General features: G+C 65.3%; 22 protein-coding genes. 18 read left to right on the forward strand and 4 right to left on the reverse strand.

Features of this window, described 5'->3' with window-relative positions; all coding sequences use genetic code 11:
- Positions 1-193: 193 nt before the first annotated feature.
- The gene (locus tag EV698_RS03840) at positions 194-1,126 is read left to right on the forward strand and encodes an RluA family pseudouridine synthase (protein WP_239016204.1); all 933 of its coding nucleotides are present in this window, start codon (positions 194-196) and stop codon (positions 1,124-1,126) included.
- A 35-nt stretch (positions 1,127-1,161) separates the two neighbouring features.
- Positions 1,162-2,106, forward strand: coding sequence for a S49 family peptidase (locus EV698_RS03845; protein WP_130502820.1), 945 nt, complete (start codon positions 1,162-1,164; stop codon positions 2,104-2,106).
- Here the strand turns inward: EV698_RS03845 and EV698_RS03850 are convergent, their stop codons facing one another.
- Positions 2,107-2,685: a Maf family protein gene (locus EV698_RS03850; RefSeq protein ID WP_130502821.1), complete on the reverse strand. Its 579-nt coding sequence runs from the start codon at positions 2,683-2,685 to the stop codon at positions 2,107-2,109. It abuts the gene before it with no gap.
- Between the two features lie 124 nt (positions 2,686-2,809).
- Between EV698_RS03850 and EV698_RS03855 the strand changes: the two genes are divergently transcribed.
- The 13 genes from EV698_RS03855 to EV698_RS03915 all read left to right on the forward strand — a co-directional run bounded on the left by EV698_RS03855 (position 2,810) and on the right by EV698_RS03915 (position 13,096).
- Positions 2,810-3,337: a YceD family protein gene (locus EV698_RS03855; protein ID WP_130502822.1), complete on the forward strand. Its 528-nt coding sequence runs from the start codon at positions 2,810-2,812 to the stop codon at positions 3,335-3,337.
- A gap of 28 nt (positions 3,338-3,365) precedes the next feature.
- Positions 3,366-3,545: a 50S ribosomal protein L32 gene (gene rpmF, locus EV698_RS03860; protein ID WP_023366528.1), complete on the forward strand. Its 180-nt coding sequence runs from the start codon at positions 3,366-3,368 to the stop codon at positions 3,543-3,545.
- A gap of 5 nt (positions 3,546-3,550) precedes the next feature.
- The gene (plsX, locus tag EV698_RS03865) at positions 3,551-4,579 is read left to right on the forward strand and encodes a phosphate acyltransferase PlsX (RefSeq protein WP_130502823.1); all 1,029 of its coding nucleotides are present in this window, start codon (positions 3,551-3,553) and stop codon (positions 4,577-4,579) included.
- Positions 4,576-5,547 (forward strand): beta-ketoacyl-ACP synthase III, encoded by a 972-nt coding sequence (locus tag EV698_RS03870; RefSeq protein WP_130502824.1) that lies wholly within the window; start codon positions 4,576-4,578, stop codon positions 5,545-5,547. Before plsX ends, EV698_RS03870 begins: the two co-directional genes overlap by 4 nt.
- 12 nt (positions 5,548-5,559) lie before the next feature.
- Positions 5,560-6,507, forward strand: a complete 948-nt coding sequence (fabD, locus tag EV698_RS03875; RefSeq protein ID WP_130502825.1) for an ACP S-malonyltransferase — start codon at positions 5,560-5,562, stop codon at positions 6,505-6,507.
- Between the two features lie 2 nt (positions 6,508-6,509).
- Positions 6,510-7,253, forward strand: a complete 744-nt coding sequence (gene fabG / locus EV698_RS03880) for a 3-oxoacyl-ACP reductase FabG (RefSeq protein WP_130504012.1) — start codon at positions 6,510-6,512, stop codon at positions 7,251-7,253.
- 91 nt (positions 7,254-7,344) lie between these two features.
- On the forward strand, positions 7,345-7,584 hold the full coding sequence (acpP, locus tag EV698_RS03885) for an acyl carrier protein (protein ID WP_023366518.1): 240 nt from the start codon (positions 7,345-7,347) through the stop codon (positions 7,582-7,584).
- 17 nt (positions 7,585-7,601) lie between these two features.
- Entirely contained in the window at positions 7,602-8,846 is a 1,245-nt protein-coding gene (gene fabF / locus EV698_RS03890; RefSeq protein WP_130502826.1) for a beta-ketoacyl-ACP synthase II, read from the forward strand.
- Positions 8,843-9,700, forward strand: coding sequence for an aminodeoxychorismate lyase (gene pabC / locus EV698_RS03895; protein ID WP_130502827.1), 858 nt, complete (start codon positions 8,843-8,845; stop codon positions 9,698-9,700). Before fabF ends, pabC begins: the two co-directional genes overlap by 4 nt.
- On the forward strand, positions 9,697-10,716 hold the full coding sequence (gene mltG, locus EV698_RS03900; RefSeq protein WP_130502828.1) for an endolytic transglycosylase MltG: 1,020 nt from the start codon (positions 9,697-9,699) through the stop codon (positions 10,714-10,716). Before pabC ends, mltG begins: the two co-directional genes overlap by 4 nt.
- Before the next feature lie 4 nt (positions 10,717-10,720).
- Entirely contained in the window at positions 10,721-11,347 is a 627-nt protein-coding gene (tmk, locus tag EV698_RS03905) for a dTMP kinase (protein WP_130502829.1), read from the forward strand.
- Positions 11,340-12,320, forward strand: coding sequence for a DNA polymerase III subunit delta' (gene holB, locus EV698_RS03910; protein WP_165385713.1), 981 nt, complete (start codon positions 11,340-11,342; stop codon positions 12,318-12,320). Before tmk ends, holB begins: the two co-directional genes overlap by 8 nt.
- On the forward strand, positions 12,317-13,096 hold the full coding sequence (locus EV698_RS03915) for a TatD family hydrolase (RefSeq protein ID WP_130502831.1): 780 nt from the start codon (positions 12,317-12,319) through the stop codon (positions 13,094-13,096). The genes holB and EV698_RS03915 overlap by 4 nt, the downstream gene beginning before the upstream one ends.
- Positions 13,097-13,099: 3 nt before the next feature.
- Here the strand turns inward: EV698_RS03915 and EV698_RS03920 are convergent, their stop codons facing one another.
- Positions 13,100-14,302 (reverse strand): TraB/GumN family protein, encoded by a 1,203-nt coding sequence (locus EV698_RS03920; RefSeq protein ID WP_130502832.1) that lies wholly within the window; start codon positions 14,300-14,302, stop codon positions 13,100-13,102.
- Positions 14,303-14,519: 217 nt separating this feature from the next.
- On the opposite strand from EV698_RS03920, the gene arsB reads away from it, so the two are divergent.
- The 3 genes from arsB to EV698_RS03935 are packed head-to-tail and all read left to right on the forward strand — an operon-like array spanning position 14,520 to position 16,679.
- Positions 14,520-15,557 carry an ACR3 family arsenite efflux transporter gene (gene arsB, locus EV698_RS03925; protein WP_130504013.1) on the forward strand — a complete coding sequence of 346 codons (1,038 nt, stop codon included), beginning with the start codon at positions 14,520-14,522 and terminating at the stop codon, positions 15,555-15,557.
- Positions 15,557-15,883 carry a CC/Se motif family (seleno)protein gene (locus EV698_RS03930; protein WP_130502833.1) on the forward strand — a complete coding sequence of 109 codons (327 nt, stop codon included), beginning with the start codon at positions 15,557-15,559 and terminating at the stop codon, positions 15,881-15,883. Before arsB ends, EV698_RS03930 begins: the two co-directional genes overlap by 1 nt.
- Complete coding sequence (locus EV698_RS03935) at positions 15,876-16,679, forward strand: universal stress protein (RefSeq protein ID WP_130502834.1); 804 nt, start codon at positions 15,876-15,878, stop codon at positions 16,677-16,679. Before EV698_RS03930 ends, EV698_RS03935 begins: the two co-directional genes overlap by 8 nt.
- On the opposite strand, the gene EV698_RS03940 is transcribed toward EV698_RS03935, so the two are convergent.
- Together EV698_RS03940 and EV698_RS03945 are read right to left on the reverse strand one after the other, a co-directional pair.
- A complete protein-coding gene (locus EV698_RS03940; RefSeq protein ID WP_165385714.1) occupies positions 16,667-18,043 on the reverse strand; it encodes a GTPase/DUF3482 domain-containing protein in 1,377 nt (458 codons plus the stop codon). The genes EV698_RS03935 and EV698_RS03940 overlap by 13 nt on opposite strands.
- Positions 18,040-19,482, reverse strand: a complete 1,443-nt coding sequence (locus EV698_RS03945; RefSeq protein ID WP_130502836.1) for a DUF2868 domain-containing protein — start codon at positions 19,480-19,482, stop codon at positions 18,040-18,042. The genes EV698_RS03940 and EV698_RS03945 overlap by 4 nt, the downstream gene beginning before the upstream one ends.
- Between the last annotated feature and the right edge of the window lie 19 nt (positions 19,483-19,501).

Below are 19,501 nucleotides of genomic sequence, written 5' to 3' on the forward strand. Positions count from 1 at the left end.
TGTTTTGTTCCATCGGACGCCAGCCGCTTGCCGCCGCCCACTCAGCATTCTTTTCCACCCTGCGGGGAGCGCACCGTCTCGCGCCTCTCTCACCTGCCAGAGCAGTTACAGCATAGCAATCTGCCGCCAAGGCGTCCAAAAAGCCCCGGGATCTGTGGCAATCTTGGTGGCTGATCAACAACGGAGAGCCCCATTGGCGGGACCCAGCATGCATACCGTGGCGGCGGAAATCGCGGGACAACGCATTGACAATTTCCTGCTGCGTCAGCTCAAGGGCGTGCCGAGAACGCGGATCTACCGACTACTGCGTCGCGGTGAAGTGCGGGTTAACGGCGGTCGGATCCGGCCCACCTACCGCCTCGCCGAGGGTGACCGGGTGCGGATCCCGCCGGTCCGTCAGGCCGCACCCGGCGAGACCATGGCACCGTCGGCACGGATCATGGAGCGCCTCGAATCGGCAATCCTGCACGAGGACGATCGTCTGCTGATCCTCGATAAACCCTCCGGCATGGCGGTCCACGGCGGCTCCGGCATTGCCTATGGTGTGGTCGAGGCGGTGAGGATCATGCGCCCGCGCGCACCGTTTCTGGACCTCGCGCATCGACTCGATCGTGACACGAGCGGTTGCCTGGTCCTTGCCAAGCGTCGCTCGGCACTGCGCGCCCTGCATGCGGCGTTTCGCGACAACGCCGTGGACAAGGACTACCTCGCGTTGATGCGCGGATCGCTCCCGCCGGGTATTCGACGAGTGGATGCCCCGCTGTGTGCCGAGGCGGGCAAGGGGGGCGAGCGGACCATGCGGGTCCATCCCCGGGGGCAATCTGCGCGAACCGATTTCACTCCGCTGACGTCCTATGAAGGGTGGAGCCTGGTCCGGGCAACCTTGCATACCGGTCGGACTCACCAGATCCGGGCGCATGCCGCATCCATCGACTGTCCCGTGGCGATGGATCGTCGTTATGGCGATGAACGCGCCGACCAGGCGCTGCGATCGAAAGGGCTCAAGCGCCTTTTCCTGCACGCCGAACGGCTGGCGTTCGATCTGCCCGGGTATGGGCGGATCGAGGCGAGCGCGCCGCTCCCGGGCGAACTGCAGGCGGTGCTCACGCGCCTCACCGAAAAATAACCGGCCGTTACGGCCCCTGATGCTGGAGTGAATCGATGAGTGATGATGAATCCTGGGCCCGCGAAACACTGCGTGAGGTCGCGCTCGAGGGGATTCGCGAGCGTCGCCGTTCGCGGCGCTGGAGAATATTTCTGCGGCTGGTGCTGCTATCGCTGATCGCCGTGGCGGTGTTTTCGTCACTGAGGACAGCGCTGCCCATCGGAGAGGGCGCCGGCACCGGTCCCCATACGGCGGTAGTGCAGGTGAACGGACCGATTCTGGCCGGCCAGCCCGCCAATGCCGAACGGATCATCCAGGGGCTAGAGCGCGCATTCGAGGCGGACAATGCCCGCGGCGTCATGCTCCAGATCAACAGTCCCGGTGGATCGCCGGTGGCCTCGAGTCGCATCTACCAGGCAATCAACCGACTCAGCGCCGCCCATCCGGACAAGCCGGTTCACGCGGTTGCCGGCGACGTCATGGCCTCGGGGGCGTATTACATCGCCGCCGCCGCGGACGATATCCACGTCAATGGCGCGTCCATCATCGGGTCGATCGGGGTCATTAACCGCGGATTCGGTTTCGCCGATGCCATCGAGCGGTTGGGGATCGAGCGGCGCGTCTATGCCGCCGGGGACGAGAAGTCCGGCCTCGATCCGTTCATGCCCCCGGATGATGACCAGGTGGCTGCCATGCAGCGGATGCTCGACGACATCCATGTGCAGTTTATCGAGGCGGTCCGGGCGGGTCGTGGCGATCGGCTGAACGGGGAGCCGGATAACCTCTTCTCGGGACGCGCATGGACCGGCGGCGAGGGTATCGAGCTGGGACTGGCCGACGCCCGCGGCAGCCCGGAAACCGTTGCCCGCGAGGTCATCGGCGCACCACAACGTGTCGACTACACGCCGCGTCGCGGCCTGTTCGACCGGGCGCTGGAGCGGTTTGGCAGCGCCGCGGCGACGACCTGGCTGCGATTGCAGGACCCGCTGATGATGCGCTGATCAGGGACGGATCACGCCGATCCGGCCAAGCAGCCGATTCAGCGCGATCAGCGGAAGACCGATCAGCGCGTTGGGATCGTCGGTCTGTATCGATTCGAACAGGCTGATGCCCAGCCCCTCGGCGCGGAAGGCACCGGCGCAGTCCAGCGGCTGATCGGTGTTGACGTAGCGCTCGATGGCGCTGCGCCCGAGCCGCCGGAACTGGACGTAGGTGCCAACGCAGTCGACCTCGGTATGTCCGCTGGCGGGATCGTGAACGGCCACGGCGGTCGAGAGCGTGACGCGCTGACCGGAGGCGTTGAGAAGTTGCTCGATGGCGCGCTCGGTAGTCCCCGGCTTGCCGAGAATCTCGCCCTGGCACTCGCTGCATTGATCCGAGCCGATGACAATGGCCTGCGGATAACGCGCGGCGATTGCCTCCGCCTTGTCGCGTGCGAGTCGCCGGACATAGGCCTCGGCGGGTTCGTCGGTGCCGCGCTGCTCATCGATGCCGGGGGCGATCGCCTCGAAGTCGATCTGTAGACGGCGCAGCAGCGCCGCGCGATAGGGGGAGCTTGACGCAAGTATGATCGAGGTCATTACGGATCCTTATGCAATGTCACCAGGGCGGTTATGGTCGGCGACTGCGCGTGCAGACGCAATCACGACGGGGAGACCGGCCGTTTTTGACAGCAATCGACCGGGCGCCTAACATCCAGCGGTTATGCACGACGATGAGTTGCCGCGCTCGATCGATATTGGCCGACTCGCCGCGGGCGAGCACGCCTGGACAGGGACGCTCTCCGGTGATTCGCTACCGCGGATTCACGAGCTCGGGGGTCACGCCCGCGAGGTCGCAGGATCGATCACGCTAACGGTCGGCCCCTCGCATCCGGGGTGTCGTGGCGACTGCCAGGCGGTCGTCACCATGGACTGCGAGCGCTGCCATTCGCCGGTATCGCTGGCGGTCGAGGGTGCCTTCGATCTGATCGTCGTGGATCGCATCGCAGAGGCCGACGCCTATGACGCGGACACCCCCGTGGTGGTCGCGCCCAGAGGGTGGCTGGATGTCGCCACGGTGCTCGAGGATGAGATTATTCTCGGACTACCGCTCATCCCGATGCATGAGGATGTGAACTGCGACGGCGGGCAGCGGCAATTCGGCCCGGCGGACGAACCGACCCCGGTACGGGAAAACCCGTTCCAGGTGCTCGAATCACTCAAGCGTGACGATTCGGGCGAAACACACTGACTGAACCAGCGAAACGCAGGACAATACAATGGCCGTACAGAAATCGAAGAAATCGCCCTCCCGTCGCGGCATGCGCCGGAGTCACGACGCGCTCAAGAACCCGAGCCTGAGTGTCGAACCGACCACCGGCGAAACGCACCGCCGGCATCATATCTCGGCGGACGGTTACTACCGTGGCCGCAAGGTGACCACCGGTAAGGACGACTAGCCTCGTTGGCTCAATCCTGCACGCTGGCCATTGATGCGATGGGCGGTGACCACGGGCCGTCGGTGACGGTCCAGGCCGCCGCCGCGGCAATCGGCCGGCACCCCTCTCTGACGCTCATCCTTGTGGGTGATCGCGACCGACTCGAGCGCCAGATCGAGCCGCTCGACCCGCCGGTGCGCGCCCGTCTGCGCATCCATGCCGCCAGCCAGGTCGTGGATATGAACGAGTCACCCTCCCAGGCGCTGCGCTTCAAGCGCGACTCATCGATGCGGGTGGCCATCGACCTGGTCCGCTCGGGGGAGGCCGATGCCTGCGTCAGCGCCGGCAACACCGGTGCGCTGATGGCCACGGCGCGCTACCGGCTCAAGACATTACCGGGCATCGACCGCCCGGCGATCTGCACCACCATCCCCTGTCGCGGCGGCCGGTTCCGGATGCTGGATCTCGGTGCCAATGTAGACTGCACCGCCGAGCATCTCTTTCAGTTCGCGGTGATGGGATCGGTGCTGGTAGAAGCGCTCGGTGACAGTAACCATCCCCGGATCGGCCTGCTCAATCTCGGAGAGGAAGAGATCAAGGGCAACGATCAGGTCAAGCACGCCGCCCAGCTCCTGCAGGATAGTGACCTGCGGTACATCGGCTACGTCGAGGGTGACAGCATGTTCCGCAATGTGGCGGACCTGGTTGTCTGCGACGGTTTCACCGGCAACGTCGCGCTCAAAAGCAGTGAGGGCGTGGCGGCGATGATCTCGCAGTATCTGCGCGACGAGTTTCGTCGCAATCTGTTCACGCGGCTGGCGGGGCTGGTGGCGATGCCGGTGCTCCGCGCCCTGCGACGCCGGCTCGACCATCGACAGTACAACGGCGCCAGTCTGCTGGGGCTGCGGGGCGTGGTCGTCAAGAGCCACGGCAGCGCCGACGCCTGGGCGTTCGAGCAGGCGATCGAGACCGGGTTTGTCGAGGCGGTCGAGGCGATTCCCCGCCGGATCGATGCCCGGCTCAGTGAAATCTTCCATGCGGAGCCGGAGCAATGAACCGTTCCCGTATTCGCGGTACCGGTGGTTACCTGCCGGACCGGGTGGTGACCAACGCCGAGCTCGAGACAATGGTCGACACCACCGACCGCTGGATCCTCGAGCGTACGGGGATCGCTCAGCGGCACGTCGCCGCGCCCCACCAGATCTGCTCCGACCTCGCCGAGGCCGCCGCGGCGAGGGCCCTGACCGCGGCCGGCCTCACGGCAGACGATATCGATCTGGTGGTGGTCGCCACGTCCACGCCCGATCATGTCTTCCCGAGCACGGCCTGCCGCCTTGTCGAACGGCTCGGCATTGCCCCGGGCGCAGTCGCGTTCGACATCGGCGCGGCCTGCTCCGGCTTTGTCTATGGTCTCGACATGGCCGACCGGTTCATTCGCACCGGCGGCGCGCAGCGCGCGCTGGTGATCGGCGCGGAGGTCTTCTCGCGGATCCTCGACTGGAAGGACCGCAGTACCTGTGTGCTCTTCGGCGATGGCGCCGGGGCGGTTGTCCTCGAGGCGAGTGATACGCCGGGTGTCCTCTCCACGCATCTGCATGCCGATGGCCGGCAGACTCCGCTGCTGCATGTCCCCTGGGGCGTCTCGCAGGGCTACGAACGGCTCGAGGGCAGCCATGGCAAGGTGAGCATGCGTGGCAACGAGGTCTTCCGGGTCGCCGTGCGCACCCTTGGCGCACTCGTCGATGAGACACTCAGCGCCAATGGCCTTGAGCGGGGCGACGTGGACTGGCTGGTCCCGCATCAGGCGAACATCCGTATCATGGCGGCGACTGCGCGCAAACTCGGGTTGCCACCGTCGAGGATGGTGAGCACGGTGGCAGAGCACGGCAACACCTCTGCGGCCTCCATCCCGCTCGCGCTCGACACGGCCGTGCGCGATGGTCGCATCCAGCGCGACGAGCTGTTGCTTCTCGAGGCCTTCGGGGCAGGTTTTACCTGGGGCTCCGCCCTGATTCGGTATTGAACGGGATGCCACATGTCAACGCGTAACGACCTCGCATTCGTATTCCCCGGCCAGGGCTCCCAGTCACTGGGCATGCTCGCCGAGCTCGCCGACCGCCACGCGGTGGTCCAGAAGACCTTCATCGAGGCATCGACCGCGATGGGGGAGGATCTCTGGGCCCTTGCCAGCGAGGGACCGGAGTCGATGCTGAACCGTACCGATCACACCCAGCCGCTCATGCTCACGGCCGGCATCGCCGTCTGGCGCGCCTGGCGAGAGGGTGGCGGAGCGCTGCCGGCGATGATGGCCGGCCACAGCCTGGGCGAGTACACGGCGCTGGTTGCCGCCGGCGCCCTCGATTTTCCCACCGCCGTGGAGCTGGTGCGCGATCGTGGCCGCTTCATGCAGGCAGCGGTGCCGGAGGGTGAGGGCGCCATTGCCGCGGTCCTGGGACTGGACGAGACCACTCTCGCCGCGCTCTGTGCCGAGGTGACGGAGGCCGTGGTCGAGCCAGTCAACTACAATGCACCGGGACAGACGGTGATTGCCGGCCATCGCGAGGCGGTCGAGCGGACCCTTGAGGCTGCACGTCAGGCCGGTGCCAAACGCGCGGTGATGCTCCCGATGAGTGTCCCCGCGCACTGCTCGCTGATGGCGCCGGCCGCCGATCGTCTGGCCGATCGCCTCGCCGGCGTTGACTTGCAGGCGCCGAGCGTCCCGGTCATTCACAATGTCGACCTGAGCTTTGCCACCACGCCCGCAGCGATTCGTGAGCGACTGGTTGCGCAGCTGCGCTCACCGGTGCGCTGGACCGAGTGTATCCAGCAGATCGCCGGGCATGGGATCGAGCAGGTGGTCGAGTGCGGGCCGGGCAAAGTCCTCGCGGGGCTTAACCGACGCATCAACCGGCGCATGGGCATTCAGGCGATCCACGATCCGGACTCGCTGGCGCAGGCACTCAACACACTGGAGGTGACATGAATCTGCAGCTTGATGGCGAGGTCGCGCTCGTGACCGGCGCCAGCCGGGGCATTGGCGCAGCGATCGCCGAGCAACTCGGACGCAGCGGGGCGACCGTGATCGGGACCGCCACCCGCGATATCGGCGCCGAGCGCATCAGTGCGCATCTCGAATCGCTCGGGCTGAGTGGCCGCGGTGTCACGCTTGATGTCCAGGATCGCGAGGGGATTACGGCCTGCGTAGGCGAGATCGCGGCGCGCGAGGGCACGCCCGGCATCCTGGTTAACAATGCCGGCATTACCCGCGACAATCTCGCCATGCGCATGAGCGATGACGACTGGGACAGCGTGGTCGAGACCAACCTGAACGCCGTTTTCCGGGTCTCTCGCGCAGTGCTCCGCGGCATGATGAAGGCCCGACGCGGGCGGATCATCAACATCGGTTCGGTGGTGGGGCTCATGGGCAATGCCGGCCAGGCCAACTATGCCGCCGCCAAGGCCGGCCTGCTGGGCATGACCCGGTCGCTGGCGCGCGAGGTCGGCAGCCGCAACATTACCGTCAACGCCATTGCGCCCGGCTTCATCGAGACCGATATGACCGATGCGCTTGATAACGATCAACGCGCGGCACTGACCGCGCAGACGCCACTACAGCGTCTGGGCCAGCCGGCGGACATCGCCGCGGCGGCGTGTTTCCTGGCATCCCCCGCCGGTGGCTACATCACCGGTGAAACCCTAAACGTTAACGGCGGGCTGCTGATGCAGTAGCCGGTCGCTGGCGCATTGTCACCGTATTCCATAGAATACGCCCCGGTTCGGGCCATAGCCCCACAATTGCAATCCGAGAGGTAGGAGCGAGATGAGTAGCATCGAGGAAAGAGTCAAGAAGATCGTAGTCGAGCAACTCGGCGTCAAGGAAGACGAGGTGACCGCCGAGGCCTCCTTTGTCGACGATCTGGGCGCGGATTCGCTGGACACGGTCGAGCTGGTGATGGCGCTCGAGGAAGAGTTCGAGTGCGAGATCCCGGACGAGGAAGCCGAGAAGATCACGACGGTTCGGCACGCGTTCGACTACATCAATCGGCATCTCGAAGAGTAATCGCAGGGGGTTCGCGGGTGATTGGACGCAGGGTCGTAGTCACCGGGCTGGGCATCGTCTCGCCGGTCGGTAATACCGTCGACGCGGCCTGGCAGAGCATCCGGGAAGGGCGCAGCGGCATCGGGCCGATCGAGCGCTTCGACACCGAACCGTTCGCCGTTCGTTTCGGCGGCGAGGTTCGGGGGTTCGATGTGACTGAGTACCTGAGTCGCAAGGAAGCCCGCAAGATGGACCCCTTCATACATTACGGAATCGCTGCAGCGATGGATGCACTGCGGGATTCCGGCCTCACAATCGATGCGGAGAATGCCGATCGAATCGGCGTCTCCGTGGGCTCCGGGATCGGCGGTATCCACTCCATTGAAGAGGGTCACAAGACCTATCTGGAGTCGGGACCGCGGCGGATTTCGCCGTTTTTCATTCCCAGCGCCATTATCAACATGGTCTCCGGCAATCTATCGATTCTGCTCGGGGCCAAGGGGCCCAACGTCGCCACGGTAACGGCTTGTACCAGTGCCACGCACAATATCGGCCAGAGCGCGCGGATGATCGCCTACGGCGATGCCGATGCGATGATCGCCGGCGGGGCCGAGTTCTCCACCACGCCGACCGGCCTGGGCGGATTCGCGGCGGCGCGGGCACTGTCCACCCGAAACGACGATCCGCAGGCCGCGAGTCGTCCCTGGGACCAGGGACGTGACGGGTTTGTCCTTGGTGATGGTGCCGCCGTGCTGATTCTCGAGGAGTACGAGCAGGCAAGGCGGCGCGGCGCACCCATTTATGCGGAGATCGCCGGCTTCGGGATGAGCGGCGATGCCCACCACATGACCCTGCCGGCGGAGACCGGCGAAGGGGCGCAGCGCTGCATGACCCGGGCGCTCGAGGATGCGGAAATGAGCCCGGATCAGATCGACTACGTCAACGCCCACGGGACCTCGACCCAGGCCGGCGACCGGGCCGAGATCCGCGCCGTTCAGGGCACTTTCGGGGCGCGTGCACGGCAACTGCCAATCAGCTCCACCAAGTCCATGACCGGGCATCTGCTCGGCGCGGCCGGCGGTGTGGAGGCGGTTTTCACGCTCCTCGCGATGCGCGACGGTATTCTGCCGCCGACGATCAACCTCGACACCCCGGACGACGATCTGGATATGGACCTGGTGCCCAACGTCGCCCGCGAGCAACCTGTTCGGGCGGCGTTGTCGAATTCGTTCGGTTTCGGCGGCACCAACGGCACGGTCATCTTCCGCGCCCTGGACGCGTGAGCGAGAACACCGAGCCGGTTCTCGTCAACGGCGAACCGACGCCGTCAATCGCCGTTGCGGATCGCGGGTTGAGCTACGGTGACGGGGTCTTCGAGACCATCGCCGTGGTCGAGTACAAGCCGAAGCTGTGGGACCGCCACCTGGCCCGACTCGAAAGCGGCTGCGAGCGGCTCGGCTTTGAATCACCTCCCCGCGGGGCATGGGTTGGCGACCTTGAAAGACTCGCGCTCCCACGCTTCGGCGTCCTGCGCATCAGCGCCACGAGGGGTATCGGCGGGCAAGGTTACGCCCCACCACTTTCACCCCGGCCTACGCGCATCGTGCGCTGTCTTCCTGCTCCCGCGAGACCGGCCGAGTGGTGGACAGAGGGTGTCGCCGTCCGCTTTTGCGCGATGCGACTGTCGATCCAGCCTGCACTGGCCGGGATCAAGCATCTCAATCGGCTCGAACAGGTCATGGCACGTCGGGAATGGCAGACGCCGGAAATCGCCGAGGGCCTGATGGAGAGCACCGATGGACGCGTGATCGAGGCGACTGCAACCAACCTGATCGTCGATCGCGGCGATGATCTTTGTATACCGAACACCGAAGACTGCGGCGTCGATGGCGTGATGCAGACATGGCTCCTGGAGCGGGCGAACGCGATGGGCGCAACGGTTGAGCGAGACACCCTCCGGCGGGATGATCTGCCAGGCGACCGGGGAGGCGTTATGCTGACGAACAGCCTGATCGGGCTGTGGCCGGTCCACTCCATTGCCGGGATGCCATTACCGCTCTCGCCCTGGGTCGCGCGGCTCCAGACCGAGATCGCCCGGGCAAAAACGGCGCTGATGCCGGCGGTGACGGGCGCATGACAATCCGTCGTGTCCTTGTCGTTGCTGCACTGCTCCTGGTCGTGTTGCTCGCGGCCCTCGCGATCGCTGCGAGCCAGAAGATCCAGCAAATCGAGCAAACCCCGCTCACCGAGACCGATCGTCCTCCCGTCACGATTCCCTCGGGATCGAGCTTTGCCACGGTTGCGACGCTGCTCACGGATCGGGGGCTTATCGATCATCCGCTGCCACTGCGGCTTTATGCCCGCTGGAAGGGCGCTGCGGCGCGGATACAGGCGGGAGAATACGCGATTGACGCCGGACTCACCGCCGCGGGACTGATGCAGCGCATGGTCGATGGCGATGTTGTGCAGTATCGATTCACGATTATCGAGGGCTGGCGGATCGAGGAGCTGATCGCCGCGATCCACGGGCATCCGGCGATTGATCGGACCCTACCGCCGGATGTCGACCACGCCGCGATCATGACCGCCATTGATCGCCCCGACGATGCCGCGGAGGGGCGTTTCCTCCCGGAGACCTACCGATTCCCGCGCGGGACCACCGATGTTGCCCTGCTGCGTCGAGCCAACCGCGACCTCGAATCCACGCTGGAGTCGGCCTGGGCCGAGCGCGCCGATGATCTGCCGCTGGCGGATGCCGACGAGGCCCTGACGCTGGCCTCGATCATCGAGAAAGAGACCGGGCAGGCGGATGAACGCCGTCGCATCGCCGGTGTTTTCATTCGGCGACTCAACCGCGGCATGCGCCTGCAGACCGATCCCACGGTCATCTACGGCCTCGGCGAGGAATTCGACGGCGATCTGCTGCGTCGTCACCTGCGAGCCGATACGCCCTACAACACCTACACCCGCCACGGTCTGCCGCCCACGCCCATCGCGCTTGCCGGCCGTGCGGCCATCGACGCCGCGGTCAACCCGGCGGCCGGCGACAGCCTGTATTTCGTTAGCCGCGGGGATGGCAGCCACGTCTTCTCGGCAACGCTCGAGGCGCACAACCGCGCCGTGCGTCGCTACCAGCTGGGCGAGGAGGAGTAGCGGCATGGATACAAGGCGTTTCATTACCATCGAGGGCATCGAGGGAGCGGGCAAGACATCGGCGCTGACAACGGTCAGCGACTGGATCATCGCGCGGGGTGATGACCCGCTGATTACGCGCGAACCAGGTGGTACCGCGCTCGGGGAGGAACTGCGCGCCGTTCTACTCGGCCACCGTGAGCAGGGCATGAGCGCAGAGGCCGAGGTGCTGCTGATGTTCGCGGCGCGGGCCGAGCATCTCGAGACGGTCATCAAGCCGGCGCTACAGGCCGGTCGCTGGGTGATCTGCGATCGGTTTACCGACGCCAGCCTCGCCTACCAGGGCGGCGGTCGCGGACTCGGCGTCGAGCGGGTGCGCGGGCTCGCCGAGTGGCTGATGGGCGATCTGCGGCCCGGACTGACATTGTGGCTGGATCTGCCCGTGGCAACCGGGCTGGCTCGTGCTGCCGGCCGGAGTGCCCCGGATCGTTTCGAATCGGAGCACCAGCGCTTTTTCGAGGCGGTCCGTTCGGCCTATGCACAGATCGCCCGCACCGAGCCGGACCGTATCCGCCGCGTGGATGCGTCGCCCGCACTCGAACGGGTCCAGGCGACGATCACGACGATCCTCTCGGCGCGATTCGATGACTGAGACCGGGGCGCCATCCAGCTCGATGCCGTTGCCCTGGCAGGTGTCCGCCTGGTCACGCTTTCAGGCCAGCGCCGAGGCCGAGCGGATCCCGCATGCGCTCCTGCTCGGTGGTCCGGCCGGAACCGGCAAGGGTGAGTTGGCGCGGGCCATGGCGGCCCGGCTGCTCTGCCAGCAACCGATCGGGGGAGCCGCCTGCGGTACCTGTCGGGACTGTCGGCTGCGCATGGCGGGCAGTCACCCGGACCTGCACATCATCGAGCCGGCAACCGGTGGGAGCGGTATCCTCAAGATCGAATCGGCACGTGAACTCACCGAATTCAGCCATCGCACGAGCCAGCATAACAGCCGCCGTATTGCCGTTCTCAGCCCGGCCGAGGCCATGAATCGGCATACGGCCAACGCCCTGCTGAAAACCCTCGAGGAACCCCCCGACGGCATGGTGCTGATCCTCGTCAGTCATCAGCCAGGGCGCTTGAGCGCCACCATTCGCAGCCGCTGCCAGCATTATCGTCTTGGTGTGCCGCCACGGGCCGAGGCCGTGTCGTGGCTGCAAACGCAGGGCGTTGCCGCCCCCGAGGCACTGCTCGAGCTGGCCGGTGGCAGCCCGCTGAGCGCCCGGCATCTGGCCGCGGCCGAGGGTGTCGAGCGTTTCGAAGCGCTGGCCGGTGATCTTGCGGCCGTTATCGGTGAGCGTCGGAGCCCCGTCGATGTGGCCATGGAATGGCGGTCGGTGGGCGCCCTGGAGACGACGCAGCACATGCAACGCCTCGCCATTCAGCTCATGCGCGGAGCGATTGATGCCCGCCGTCGACTGAGCGGCTATCCCGGGCTCGAGCGACTGCAGGAAAAGCTCACCGTCGAGCGGCTGAGACGGATCCAGACAGATCTGCTGCCGCTGCGTGATGCCGCCGAACAGCCCCTCAGCCGTGAACTGTCCATCGAAGCCCTGTTTTTGATCTGGAGTCGGCCATGATTATCGATTCACACTGCCACTTCCACCTGCTCGAGCGCCCCGAGAGCGCCGACAACGCCCTTGCCGAGGCCCGCGCCGCGGGTGTCGACGCGTTCCTGAACGTGGCCGTCGGGGTGGAGGAGCGAGACCGGCTGATTGCCTTTAGCGAGCGCCACGACGACGTCTTCACCTCGGTAGGCGTTCACCCCTGTGGCGACGGGGAGGATCCGGAGGCCGATGCGCTGGCCGCCATGGCCGATCACCCCCGCGTGGTCGCGATCGGTGAAACGGGACTCGATTACGGCGACGCAGCCGGCGACTACGGCTGGCAGCGGGATCGTTTTCGACGCCATATCGAGGCCGCCCGACAGTCACAACGCCCGATCATCGTCCACAGCCGCATGGCGCCCGACGACACCCTGGCTATACTGCGCGAGAGCCGGGCCGACGAGGTCGGGGGTGTGATCCACTGTTTCGTGGAGGACGCCACGATAGCCCGCGGCATGCTTGATCTGGGCTTTTACCTGTCGTTGTCGGGGATTCTGACGTTTCGTCGGGCCGAGGCGCTGCGGGAGACCGTTCGCGGACTGCCCATGAATCGTCTGCTCGTCGAAACCGACAGCCCCTATTTGGCGCCCGTGCCTCACCGGGGCGAGGAGAATCGCCCCGGCTGGGTCCGCGAGGTCATCGATTGCCTGGCGGACCTGCAGGGCCTGAGCGCTGATGCCGTGGCCGAACAGACCGCGGAGAACTTTTACGCCTGCTTTCCAAGGGCGACCCCGTCCGCCGCGGGTTGAGCGCTAGACCAGCTGGCCGATGATGCGAAAGCCGGCTAGGTAGGTCCCCGCCGCCGAGCCGAGGGTAGCGAACAGGAAAACGAGCAGCGTCCGGGCCACCCGGTTCCGCCACCAGCCCCGCCAGTCGGCTACCGCCTCGCGCAGGCCGCGGAAGTCCTCGACCCGGGGCCTGCGGCTCATCAGTTCGATGGCCGCGGCCACAAACCCGGCGCCGATGGTGGGGTTCAGTGAGGTTAACGGCGCAGCTACGAACGAGCCGATGACCGTGAATGGATGACCGCGGGCGAGGGCGGCGCCCAGCGCACAGAGACTGCCATTGATCAGGACCCAGTCGGTCACGAGGCGCCAGCCGAGCTCGCTGCTGCGGCTGAAACCGATGGCAAAACCAGTGAGGATAATCGCGACAACTACCCAGGGAATGAGCTTCGGCCAGCGCGACCGCGCCGGGGTATGCGCGAGTCGCTCGGATTCCGCGGCGGGGTCGTCGAAGCCGGCCTCAAGCGCCTTTTCCAGGCCACTCAGGTGGCCGGCGCCCACGACCACGAGTACCGACCGTGGCGTTGCCTCCGCCGCGTCGGCGCTTGCCAGCAGGCGGGCGGCCATGTAGCGGTCGCGCTCATTGATCAGCGGCTCGAAGAGCCGCGCCGAGCCCGCGGCGAATTCACTGAAGGTCGACTCGAGCATATCCCCCTGCTTGAGCCGCTCGATATCCTCGGCACTGACCTGATCGCGCGATAGCAGGCTGCCCAGCAGTCCGGTGAACAGCATGGGTCGCTGCCACCAGGGAACATTCCGATAGACACGCCTGAGGGTGGTACCGATATCGCGGTCGACCAGCCAGACCGGCAGGCGCCGACGCCGTGCGCCGTGGACTGCCGCCTCCAGCTCGGCGCCGGGCCGGATGTCGAACTGCTCGGCGAGGCGCTGCTGATACGCGCCGAGGGCGAGACTCGCGATGATCATCCCGGCCTTGCCGCTACGCAGGACATCGAAGAGATCGAGCTGCTCGATCGCCTGCGGATTCATCAGGTTTTGGTAGCGGCTGTCGCAGAGTTCGACCGCAACGACATCGTAGGCGCCGTTATCCACCTCCTGGCGTACGTCGGCGATACTCTGCGGTGAGACATGGGCCGTCCCGAGGAGGGTAAACGTCGTCGACCCCACCGTTACCTTCCGGATCAGCGAGCTTTCGTCGTTTTCGGTCATGGATATCTTCAGGCTGCGTGGAGTCGCATTATCACGGGGTTAGGGTGCGTTGGCTACCCGGAAAGCGGGCGTAATGAACTCCCGGTTGGCAGGAATTTGACACAACGGCCGATGCAGCGCACCATCCGATTATTGTTATATACGCATATGCAGATATGAATGTTACTGGAGGTTAAGCGTGAGCAAGACTGATAATTCCCCGGATATCAAGGAGGGCATGGGCCTCTTTGAGCGTTACCTGTCAGTCTGGGTGGCGCTGGCGATCGTGACCGGCATTGCGGTGGGTCAGTTCGCGCCCGTGGTGCCCGAGCTTCTGTCGCGTTTCGAGTACGCACAGGTGTCGATCCCGGTCGCGATCCTGATCTGGGCCATGATCTTTCCGATGATGGTGCAGGTGGATTTCGACTCCATTGCGGGCGTACGTCGCCAGCCCAAGGGGTTGATTATCACCACGACGGTGAACTGGTTGATCAAGCCTTTCACGATGTTCGCCATTGCGTGGTTCTTCCTGGTCGTGCTCTTCGAGCCACTGATCGAGGCGGGCCTGGCCCGGGAGTACCTGGCGGGCGCCATTCTGCTGGGGGCGGCCCCCTGTACCGCCATGGTCTTCGTCTGGAGCTATCTCACGCGGGGTGACGCCGCCTACACCCTGGTGCAGGTATCACTCAACGATCTCATCATGCTGTTCGCGTTTGCGCCGATCGTGATGTTCCTGCTGGGGCTCTCGGATATGACCGTTCCCTGGGAGACGATCGGACTGTCGGTCTTTCTCTACATCGTGATTCCGCTGACCGCCGGCTACGCCACGCGCCGCTACGTGATCGCCAGCAAGGGCATCGATTACTTCGACAACGTCTTCATGAAGCGGTTGGGCCCGGTGACACCCGTTGGCCTGATCCTGACGCTGGTGCTGCTGTTCGCATTCCAGGGCGAGGTCATCCTGCAGAACCCGCTGCACATCGTACTGATCGCGGTGCCGCTGGTTGTTCAGACCTTCCTGATCTTTGCGATCGCCTACGGCTGGGCCAAGGCCTGGAGCGTGCCCCACAGCGTGGCGGCCCCGGGCGCGATGGTCGGTGCCAGCAACTTCTTCGAGCTGGCCGTGGCGGCGGCGATCTCGCTATTCGGGATGCAGTCCGGGGCGGCGCTGGCCACCGTGGTCGGCGTCCTGGTCGAGGTGCCATTAATGCTGGGGCTGGTCTGGATCGCCAACCAGACGCGCGGGTACTTCCCGGTAGCGCAGGCAAGCAGCTAATGACCGGACTCGACATCGAAATCACACCGGAGGCCAGGGACTGGGTTACGCGACTCGGCGGCAGCATGATGATTCGCGGGTCAACCCGCCATGGCTGCTGCGGTGGTTCCGCTTCGGTGCCGGTGGCGGATCCGGGAGAACCCGGAGACCCCGCTGGCTATGTCTCGGAGATTAAGGAAGGTATCCGCGTCTATGTGGCGGATGATCTGCGGATCGAGCAACCGCTGACGGTTCGACTGGAGGGCTTTCTGGGTTTCCGGCGGCTTTTCGTTGACGGTCTCGAGATGGCAGCGGGCAAAAGTGGACAAGGAGAGAGTGATGTTTAAGCACGCACTGATCGGAATCGATTTTTCACCGGCCTGGCCCTGTGTTCGCCGGCGGGTGGAGGCATTACGCGATTCGGGGCTGGAGCGCGTAACCCTGGTGTATGTACTCAGCAGCCGCTATCCATCGGTGCCCGAGGAAAGCCACAGGGCCTGGTACGAGCAGCGCCTGACGGAGGAAGCGGGTCAGCTCGCTTCACCGGGGCTCGATGTGGACTGGCAGATCCGAACCGGCGAGCCCGGGGCGGAGCTGGTCGCGGCCGCTGACGATATTGGCGCTGATCTGCTGCTGATGGGCAGTCGGGGCCAGAGTCGCTTCCATGAGTTCTTCCTCGGTAGTACCGCCCTTGATACCGCTCGACTGGCAGGAATGCCGCTGTGGCTGGAGCCTGTGGGAGAGGAATGCCTGGCAACCGATCAAACCATTCTGCTGGCAACGGACGGTTCAACAGCCGCGAAGTCGGCGGAGGCGGTTTTCGCCGATCTGGCCGGACGGGCGCAGAGGGCACTGGCGGTCACGGTGCTCGATGACGCCGGGAGCGAGAGCAGTGCCGTCGCCGAGGCGAAGTCTCATCTGGCGGAGCTCTCCGAAGGCATCGCATCGCTTGAGACCCGTATCGCGGAAGGTGATCCACGTCGCGTGCTGACCGAAATGGCCGATGCCGAAGACGTGGACCTCCTCGTGCTTGGCAAGCGGGGGCGCAATCCTTTGCAACAGCTGCTTCTGGGGAGTGTGGCCGAGGCGGCCTGCCGCGGGCTGGATGTTCCGGTGCTTCTGGTGCCGGATCAGTCGATGTAGAAATCGGGCAGGGTTGCGGCCACCTTCTCAATCACCTCGTTACGCTGGGCACTGTCCCTGAAATCCGCATTCAGGGATGACCATTCCGGGTGCTGGCGTGCCTTGTGCAACAGGGCGACCCGCTCGGTATTCTCGAAGAGCGCCGCCTGCTCCCCCTCCAGCGTCTCGGTCGTGGCATGACCACGGCGGTTGAGGGCGTTGATCAGGTGCAGTTGCCGTGCCGCCAGTCGCTCCAGCGTCTCGTCGCTGACGCAGACCGGAGGCTGTCCGTAGGATCGTTTCCACAACGGCGGCACCAAAGCGCGTGCCGCGCCCGTACTACTGCCGACCAACAGCCCCAGCAGGGTGCCTGTACCCAGTGACAGGCCTCCGGTCCCGATATCGAAGGCGGCCCCGATCCCCACGCCCGCTCCCGCATACCCGGCACCCTGCCGGCCATAGCGCTTGAGCGCATCGACGCTGAATACGTCCTCCGGCCAGTAACCACTCGCCAGCGGCCAGTCGTCGTCCTCGTAGTCCTCGTCGGCAAAGGCGTAGAGGGCGAGCAGAGTCTCGCTACACACCTGCTCACGCGCCCGAATCGCCTCCCGCAGCGCCTCGAGAGAGGGATCGGGACCATTCCGGTCGGTCTTTTTCAGGCTTCGCTGCGCGGCGGCAGCGTCTACCAACAGCGTAGCGATGGTTGAACGTGCGGCCTCGCGACACTGATGTTCCTCGGTCTGCCGATGGGAGATCCAGGCCTCGATTGCCGGTTCGAAATCATTGAGTTGGCTCGCAACCTTCTTGTAGAGCTGTAGCTCCGTATCAAGGCTCCGTACCCGGGCATCGAAGGCGACCACGGTATGCAGCGTGACCCGGGCGAGGGCGTCGCGCCATTCCGACTCCCGACTGTCGTCCGCGGCGACAAAATTGAGCACGGCAATAATCGGCCGCGCACTGCTCGCCAGCACCGCCAACTCGTCCTTGTATTTCTCGAGCACCGGCTCGCGCACATCGACGACATAGAGCAGTACATCGCAGCCGAGGGTCAGCTCGAGGACCCGGGTTTCCTCGGGGAACTGACGTGCGATGTGGGGATCGTCGAGAAGCCGTTGAAGCGCGGCCAGACCGTCGTGGCGCTGCGTGCTCGTCTCCTCGAGATGGTCGAGCAGGGTCGGGGCATTCTCCAGTCCGGGAGAATCCCAGAGACGCAGCCGCGTTGCGTCGCCATCGGCGAGTGTTGCCGCTGACACGCGGCGGGTGGTCCCGCCGCGATCCTCGACCTCGCCGAAGCTGCGGTTGCGGGTGAGAGTTCGAACCAATGACGTCTTGCCGGCGTTGGTGTGTCCGACAATACCGACATCAAGGATGGGTGCGTCGGTCATGCTGTTTCCGCCTCGTCGGTCCATTGGCGAATCGATGCGATCGCCGCCGGATCCGGTTGTTGGTGATCGAAAACGACGTAATCGGCGCCGATTGAATCCGCAAGCCGATCCCAGTCGGCAATGCGTGCCTGCGGATCACCGCCCCTCGAGGCGAGCTCCGTTGCGTCGTGTAGTACCAGGATCAGCGGAGCATCCGCCGTTTTCGCCATGTCGCCCAGGATGTAGGCAGTTCCGGTATCCGGTGTACGAAGGAGCGAGCAGGTGGCCAGCAGCCCCGTCGTCGGATGGGGCTGCGCCTGCAGCGCCGCGATCAACTGTCGCCGGGCGGCACGTGTGTCAACCGCTCCGATGACCGGCGCGCTGAGATCCGGAATCGCCGCCAACAGGTCATCGGTGGTGCGCTCTGCGGCGATGACCAGTATCGGGCCCGTGGCGGTTTCCGCGGCCTGCCGTGGCGCGCGGGGGAGGGTGGCCATGGGTGCCTCGGATTGATTGGCTGGTGCCGACGCCGGATGAACCAGCTCGCGCAGTCGCAGATAACCAGGTAGTCCCGTGTCCAGTGCCATTCGGTTGCCCTGAAAGTGCCCGAGCAGGCCATAGACTACCGCCAGCACGAGACGCGGCAATGCCCCGTAAATGGCTACCGCGCCCACAAGAAAGGCCGCCCAGGCGGCGCGATGCGCGGCCGTCGCCGTACCATCCCGGGCGGCGAGAACCCAGTCAGACTGCACCTCGGGCATCAGCCCCAGCGCCGCCGGCAAGCTGGCCAGGCCACTCACCAGACCAACGATAACCTCGGCGTCGAGAATCGTCGTACCCCAGCTGAGTGTGTACTCGATAATGCTGAAATAAAGCGCCATGGCGGCGATGGCGGTGCTCGTATACGCCAGCCAGAAACCATGGATGATCGCCGCGAGGCGCGATTGTCCGGCCGGTGTACGCAGTAGATAAACACAGGCGCGAACCAGACTGGGTGCCAGATCGCTGTGCAGGAATTTCGGTGCCAGCCGCTCGAGAAAGCCGCGTAGCAGCGGACCGATCAGCATCCCGTCAGAACGCCAGCCAGGACGAGCAATCATGACGATCAGCCAGCCGACCAGCGTCAGGCTTGGCAGCCCCAGCAGCGCGACCAGTACGAGCAACGCATCGACGTCGCGTATCTCCAGTGCAGCGCGTGCGGCGAACCAGCCTGCGAGCGCTGCACCGACGAGCGCCGCCATAACGAACAGCTGAAACGCATGCTTGAGATGCTTGAGGTCAGCCGCCGCCGTGGCCGCCTCAGGCAGTGCCACTGCGCGAGCCGCCAGCTGATCGGTCAGAGAGCCGTTTGTCGACCGTGCCACCGCGTTCGCGGTGTCATCGTCGTGGCTGCGACCGTGCTGTTGTTCATGGAGACGGACCGCTTCAGTAAGGATCCAGTCGTGGATGGTTACCGCCATAAGTGCACAGGTTACCAAG

Source organism: Spiribacter vilamensis, assembly GCF_004217415.1.
GTDB classification, from domain to species: domain Bacteria; phylum Pseudomonadota; class Gammaproteobacteria; order Nitrococcales; family Nitrococcaceae; genus Spiribacter; species Spiribacter vilamensis.

Excerpts from the sequence above, each read along its gene's own strand:
- EV698_RS03845 (WP_130502820.1), top strand. The coding sequence starts at position 1,162 with ATGAGTGATGATGAATCCTGGGCCCGCGAAACACTGCGTGAGGTCGCG.
- EV698_RS03850 (WP_130502821.1), bottom strand. The coding sequence starts at position 2,685 with ATGACCTCGATCATACTTGCGTCAAGCTCCCCCTATCGCGCGGCGCTG.
- EV698_RS03855 (WP_130502822.1), top strand. The coding sequence starts at position 2,810 with ATGCACGACGATGAGTTGCCGCGCTCGATCGATATTGGCCGACTCGCC.
- rpmF (WP_023366528.1), top strand. The coding sequence starts at position 3,366 with ATGGCCGTACAGAAATCGAAGAAATCGCCCTCCCGTCGCGGCATGCGC.
- EV698_RS03870 (WP_130502824.1), top strand. The coding sequence starts at position 4,576 with ATGAACCGTTCCCGTATTCGCGGTACCGGTGGTTACCTGCCGGACCGG.
- fabD (WP_130502825.1), top strand. The coding sequence starts at position 5,560 with ATGTCAACGCGTAACGACCTCGCATTCGTATTCCCCGGCCAGGGCTCC.
- acpP (WP_023366518.1), top strand. The coding sequence starts at position 7,345 with ATGAGTAGCATCGAGGAAAGAGTCAAGAAGATCGTAGTCGAGCAACTC.
- mltG (WP_130502828.1), top strand. The coding sequence starts at position 9,697 with ATGACAATCCGTCGTGTCCTTGTCGTTGCTGCACTGCTCCTGGTCGTG.
- tmk (WP_130502829.1), top strand. The coding sequence starts at position 10,721 with ATGGATACAAGGCGTTTCATTACCATCGAGGGCATCGAGGGAGCGGGC.
- holB (WP_165385713.1), top strand. The coding sequence starts at position 11,340 with ATGACTGAGACCGGGGCGCCATCCAGCTCGATGCCGTTGCCCTGGCAG.
- EV698_RS03915 (WP_130502831.1), top strand. The coding sequence starts at position 12,317 with ATGATTATCGATTCACACTGCCACTTCCACCTGCTCGAGCGCCCCGAG.
- EV698_RS03920 (WP_130502832.1), bottom strand. The coding sequence starts at position 14,302 with ATGACCGAAAACGACGAAAGCTCGCTGATCCGGAAGGTAACGGTGGGG.
- arsB (WP_130504013.1), top strand. The coding sequence starts at position 14,520 with ATGGGCCTCTTTGAGCGTTACCTGTCAGTCTGGGTGGCGCTGGCGATC.
- EV698_RS03930 (WP_130502833.1), top strand. The coding sequence starts at position 15,557 with ATGACCGGACTCGACATCGAAATCACACCGGAGGCCAGGGACTGGGTT.
- EV698_RS03935 (WP_130502834.1), top strand. The coding sequence starts at position 15,876 with ATGTTTAAGCACGCACTGATCGGAATCGATTTTTCACCGGCCTGGCCC.
- EV698_RS03940 (WP_165385714.1), bottom strand. The coding sequence starts at position 18,043 with ATGACCGACGCACCCATCCTTGATGTCGGTATTGTCGGACACACCAAC.
- EV698_RS03945 (WP_130502836.1), bottom strand. The coding sequence starts at position 19,482 with ATGGCGGTAACCATCCACGACTGGATCCTTACTGAAGCGGTCCGTCTC.